The organism is Intrasporangium sp. (assembly GCF_039812505.1).
GTDB lineage: Bacteria > Actinomycetota > Actinomycetes > Actinomycetales > Dermatophilaceae > Intrasporangium_A.
This window is the reverse complement of sequence record NZ_JBDIAQ010000213.1, coordinates 1-4,435: the sequence shown is the minus strand read 5'-3', so window position 1 is coordinate 4,435 and position 4,435 is coordinate 1. Positions and strand designations below refer to the sequence as shown.

3 protein-coding genes are annotated in these 4,435 nt (G+C 73.8%); all 3 read left to right on the top strand.

The features are described 5' to 3' along the window. Window positions 1-19: 19 nt before the first annotated feature. Window positions 20-2,077 carry a hypothetical protein gene (locus WMI84_RS17085; protein WP_347354979.1) on the top strand — a complete coding sequence of 686 codons (2,058 nt, stop codon included), beginning with the start codon at window positions 20-22 and terminating at the stop codon, window positions 2,075-2,077. Window positions 2,078-2,167: 90 nt separating this feature from the next. After that, on the top strand, window positions 2,168-3,445 hold the full coding sequence (locus WMI84_RS17080) for an NAD(P)/FAD-dependent oxidoreductase (RefSeq protein WP_347354978.1): 1,278 nt from the start codon (window positions 2,168-2,170) through the stop codon (window positions 3,443-3,445). A 63-nt stretch (window positions 3,446-3,508) separates the two neighbouring features. Next, window positions 3,509-4,435, top strand: a 927-nt coding sequence (locus WMI84_RS17075) for a cation:proton antiporter (RefSeq protein ID WP_347354977.1), incomplete at its 3' end; no start/stop codon positions are given.

Sequence of the window (4,435 nt, the reverse complement as noted above, 5' to 3'; positions counted from 1 at the left end):
AGGGGCGTAGCGTGAGTGGATGAACGGCAGCGGGGACCCGGACAGCCGACGCGACAGCCCGCACAGCCGGTTCCGGTACGGGCCGTGGCACGGTGGGCCGGACCCGCTCGCGCCGCCGTACGACGTCCGCTCGGCGCTGGACGAGCTCGGCCGTGACGTCCTGGCCGGCGGCAGCACCCGAGAGGCCCTGCGCGACGTGCTGCGCCGGGGCCTGGACGGGCACCGCGGCCTGGACGAGATCGCCGACCGGATCCGCCGGTTGCGCGCGGCCGCCCGGCGGCGCGGCAACCTCGGCGGCACCCTCGACCAGGTCCGCAAGCTGCTCGAGCGGGCGCTGGACCACGAGCGCGCCGCCCTCGCCCGCGAGGACACCGACGCGGCCCGGCTGGCCGAGCTCGACCTGGCCACGCTGCCCGACGACACCGCCGGGGCGGTCCGCGCGCTGGCCGGGCACGAGTGGCACTCGTCCGAGGCGGCCCGGACCTACGAGCAGATCACCCGGCTGCTGCGACGCGAGCTGCTCGACTCCCAGTTCGAGGGCCTCAAGGCCGCCCTGTCGGGACAGGACCCGGCGGCCATGCAGCACGTCAAGGACATGCTCGCCGATCTCAACTCGCTGCTGGCCGCGCACGCCCGGGGACAGGACACGGCCGACCAGTTCCGCGAGTTCATGGACAGGCACGGCGACCTGTTCCCCGACGACCCGCAGGACGTCGACGAGCTGGTCGACTCGCTCGCCCGGCGCCAGGCGGCCGCGGCCCGGATGCTCGCCTCGCTCGGCCCGCAGCAACGCCAGCAGCTCAGCCAGCTGATGAGCGACGCCCTCGCCGACGCCGACCTCGCCAGCGAGATGGCCCAGCTCGCCGACAGCCTGCGCGCCCTGCGCCCCGGCCTCGATCGCGGCACCCCGGTGACCATGCGGGGCGACGAGCCGCTCGGCTACGGCGCGGCCGTCGAGGCGGTCGCCGAGATCGCCGACCTGGAGGCGCTGAGCGCGCAGCTGGGCCAGCGCTACCGCGGGGCGAGCCTCGACGACGTCGACGTCGAGCAGCTCGAGCGGCACCTGGGCGCGGATGCCGCACGGGACTTCGAGGCGCTGCGACGGCTCGAGCGCGAGCTCGAGCGGCAGGGCTACCTGGCCCACGACGAGGACGGGCTGCGCCTGACCCCGCGGGCCGTCCGCCGCCTCGGCGAGACCGCGCTCCGGCGGGTCTTCGAGGGGCTGGCGACCACCCGCGGCGACCACGACGACCGCCGGTCCGGGCAGGCCGACGAGCCGACCGGGCTGACCCGCACGTGGGCCTTCGGCGACGAGCTGCCGCTCGACGTGGTGCGGACCGTCTCGAACGCCGTGCTGCGCACCCGCAGCGCCGGTCGGAGCCGCCCCCCGGCACGTGCCGGCCACCCGGTGACGGCGGCGAGCAGCGGCGGCGTGGCGCTGCTGCCCGCCCCGCTGCACCTGAGCACCGCCGACTTCGAGGTCGTCGAGACGGAGCGGCGCACCTCCGCGGCCGTCGCGCTGTGCGTGGACATGTCCTTCTCGATGTTCCACGAGGGCCGGTGGGGCCCGATGAAGCAGACCGCGCTCGCCCTCTCCCATCTGGTCCAGACCCGGTTCCGGCAGGACGCCCTCGAGATCATCGGCTTCACCCTGGCCGCCCGCCGGCTCACCCCGGTGCAGCTGGCCGACGCCGAGCCGGAGTGGGTCCAGGGCACCAACCTCGAGCACGCACTGATGCTCGCCTCCCGGCACCTGCGCCGGCACCCCGAGGCCGAGCCGCTCGTGCTGGTGGTCACCGACGGCGAGCCGACCGCGCACCTGGACGCCCGGGGCGTGCCGACGTTCGCCTGGCCGACCACCGCCGCCACGGTGCGCGCGACGATGGCGCAGGTTGACCTGCTCCATCGGGCCGGCGCGACGCTGAACCTGTTCCTGCTCGGCGACGACCCGGGGCTGGCCCGTTTCGTCGACGCGGTCGCTCGCCGTGCCGCCGGCCGGGTGTTCACCCCGTCGGTCGACCGGCTCGGCGAGTACGTCGTGGCCGACTACCTGCGCTCCCGGCGCGGTAGGCGCTGACGCGCGCGCCCGGCTGGGCGGCATACCCCTTGTCCGGATGCCGCCCACGGGGCTTCCGTCCGCCCGGGGCCGCGTGCCTAGGGTGGGGACATGGCAACTCGACCACATGTCGTCGTCCTCGGCGGAGGGTTCGGTGGGCTGGCGGCCGTGCGCGCGCTGCGCAAGGCCGACGTCCACGTCACCCTCGTCGACCGGCACCCGTACAACACGTTCCAGCCGCTGCTCTACCAGGTCGCGACCGGCACCCTGAACCCCGGCGACGTGACGTGGTTCCTGCGGTCGGTCCGCTCCAAGCAGGACAACGTCACGTTCGTGCAGGGCGCCGCCGAGCGGATCGACCACGACGCCCGCACAGTCGCCCTCTCCAGCGGCGAGGTGCTGGCCTTCGACCACCTCGTGATCGCGACGGGGGTCGGCGCGAACTACTTCGGCACGCCGGGCGCCGAGCACCACGCCATGCCGCTCTACACCCGCACCGAGGCGCTGGCCGTGCGCGACGCGGTCTTCTGGGCCCTCGAGGAGGCCTCGGTCAACCACCGGGGCGAGGACGTGCGCATCGTGATCGTCGGCGGCGGGCCGACCGGGGTCGAGACGGCCGGGGCGCTGGCCGAGCTGCGCAACAAGGACGTGCCCGTGCTCTACCCGGAGCTGAACCCCTACAAGGTGCACGTCACCCTCGTCGAGATGGCGCCGCACCTGCTCACCGCGTTCGCCCCGGAGAGCCGCGCCTACGCGGCCGACTCGCTGCGCCGGCGCGGGGTCGACCTGCGCCTGTCGACCAAGGTCAACGCGGTGCGCCCCGACGGGGTCGTCGTCGGGGACGGCGAGTTCCTGCCCGCCGGTGTCGTCATCTGGGCCAGCGGCGTCACCGTGCCGGACGTCGGTGCCACCTGGGGGGTGCCGCAGGGCGCCGGGCACCGGATCGTCGTCGACGACCACCAGCGGGTGCTCGGGCGGGACCGGGTCTACGCGGTGGGCGACATCTGCGTCGGCGAGGGCGAGGGCGCCCTGCCGCAGCTGGCCCAGCCGGCGATGCAGCAGGGCCACTACGTGGGCCGGCTCATCGCGGCCGGCACCGAGCCGGTGCCGGCGTTCGAGTACAAGGACAAGGGCATCCTCGCCACGATCGGGCGGGCCTCGGCCGTCGCCGAGGTGGCCGGGCTGCCCAGGCTGCAGGGCTTCCCCGCGTGGGCGATCTGGAACGGCGTGCACATCGTGACGCTGCTGTCCAACCGCAACCGGCTCTCCGCGATGGTCAACCTGGGCGCCAAGTACCTCGCCTGGAGCCGCACCCACAACGCGATCGTCGGCGACACACAGGCGCCGGCGCTGCATGGCGGCGCAACGCCGGCGCCCGAGAACCGCTGAGCCGAGGGGTCCGCAGGCTGGTCAGGCGCCCGGGTGGCCCGCCGCTGAGGCATGGTAGGGGCCATGGACGTCGTCGTGCTCTACGTGGCGGTGGTCTTCGGGTGCGGTCTGCTGGCCCGGCTGGTGACGATGCCGCCGCTGGTCGGCTTCGTGGCGGCGGGCTTCGTGCTGAACGTGATGCACGTGCCCGAGCTCGAGGAGCTCTCGCTGATGTCGGAGATCGGCGTGACGCTGATGCTCTTCGCGATCGGGCTGCGGCTGGACCTGCGCACCCTGCTCGGCAAGGAGGTATGGCTGACCGCCGGGGCGCACATCCTGCTGATGACCGTCGTCGGTGCCGGGTTCCTGGCCGGGCTGGGCGCGCTGGGGGCGTTCGGGCCCGAGTCGCTGCGGGTGCTGGCCGCGGTGGCGCTGGTGCTGTCGTTCTCCAGCACGATCTTCGTGGTCAAGATCCTGCAGGACCGCGGCGACGAGCAGGCGTTCTACGGCAACATCTGCATCGGCGTGCTGATCATCCAGGACATCGTGGCCGTCGCGGTCATCTCGGTCTCCCGGGGGCAGCCGCCGAGCCTCTACTCGCTCGGGCTCGTCGCGGTGATCCCGGCGCTGGCCTGGGTCACCAAGGGCTGGTACCGGCTCGGGCACGGCGAGCTCGGCGCGCTGTTCGGGATCGCGATGGCCCTGATCCCGGGATACGCCCTGTTCGAGTGGCTCGGCCTCTCGGGCAGCCTCGGGGCGCTGGTGATGGGCCTGATCCTCGCGCCGCGGCCGGGGTCGGACCAGCTGTCCCACACCCTGTTCACGGTCAAGGAGCTGCTGCTGGTCGGCTTCTTCGTCAGCATCGGGTTCCAGGGCCTGCCGACCATGGAGAACGTCCGGGTCGGGCTGCTGCTGGTGCTGCTGCTGCCGGTGCAGGCGGTGCTCTACTGGTTCCTGCTGTGGCTGCTCGGGCTGCGCAACCGCACCAGCGTGCTGACCAGCCTGCTGCTG

What these genes read in the sequence shown, in the direction of transcription:
- WMI84_RS17085 (WP_347354979.1), top strand. Translation starts at nt 20, where the DNA reads ATGAACGGCAGCGGGGACCCGGACAGCCGACGCGACAGCCCGCACAGC.
- WMI84_RS17080 (WP_347354978.1), top strand. Translation starts at nt 2,168, where the DNA reads ATGGCAACTCGACCACATGTCGTCGTCCTCGGCGGAGGGTTCGGTGGG.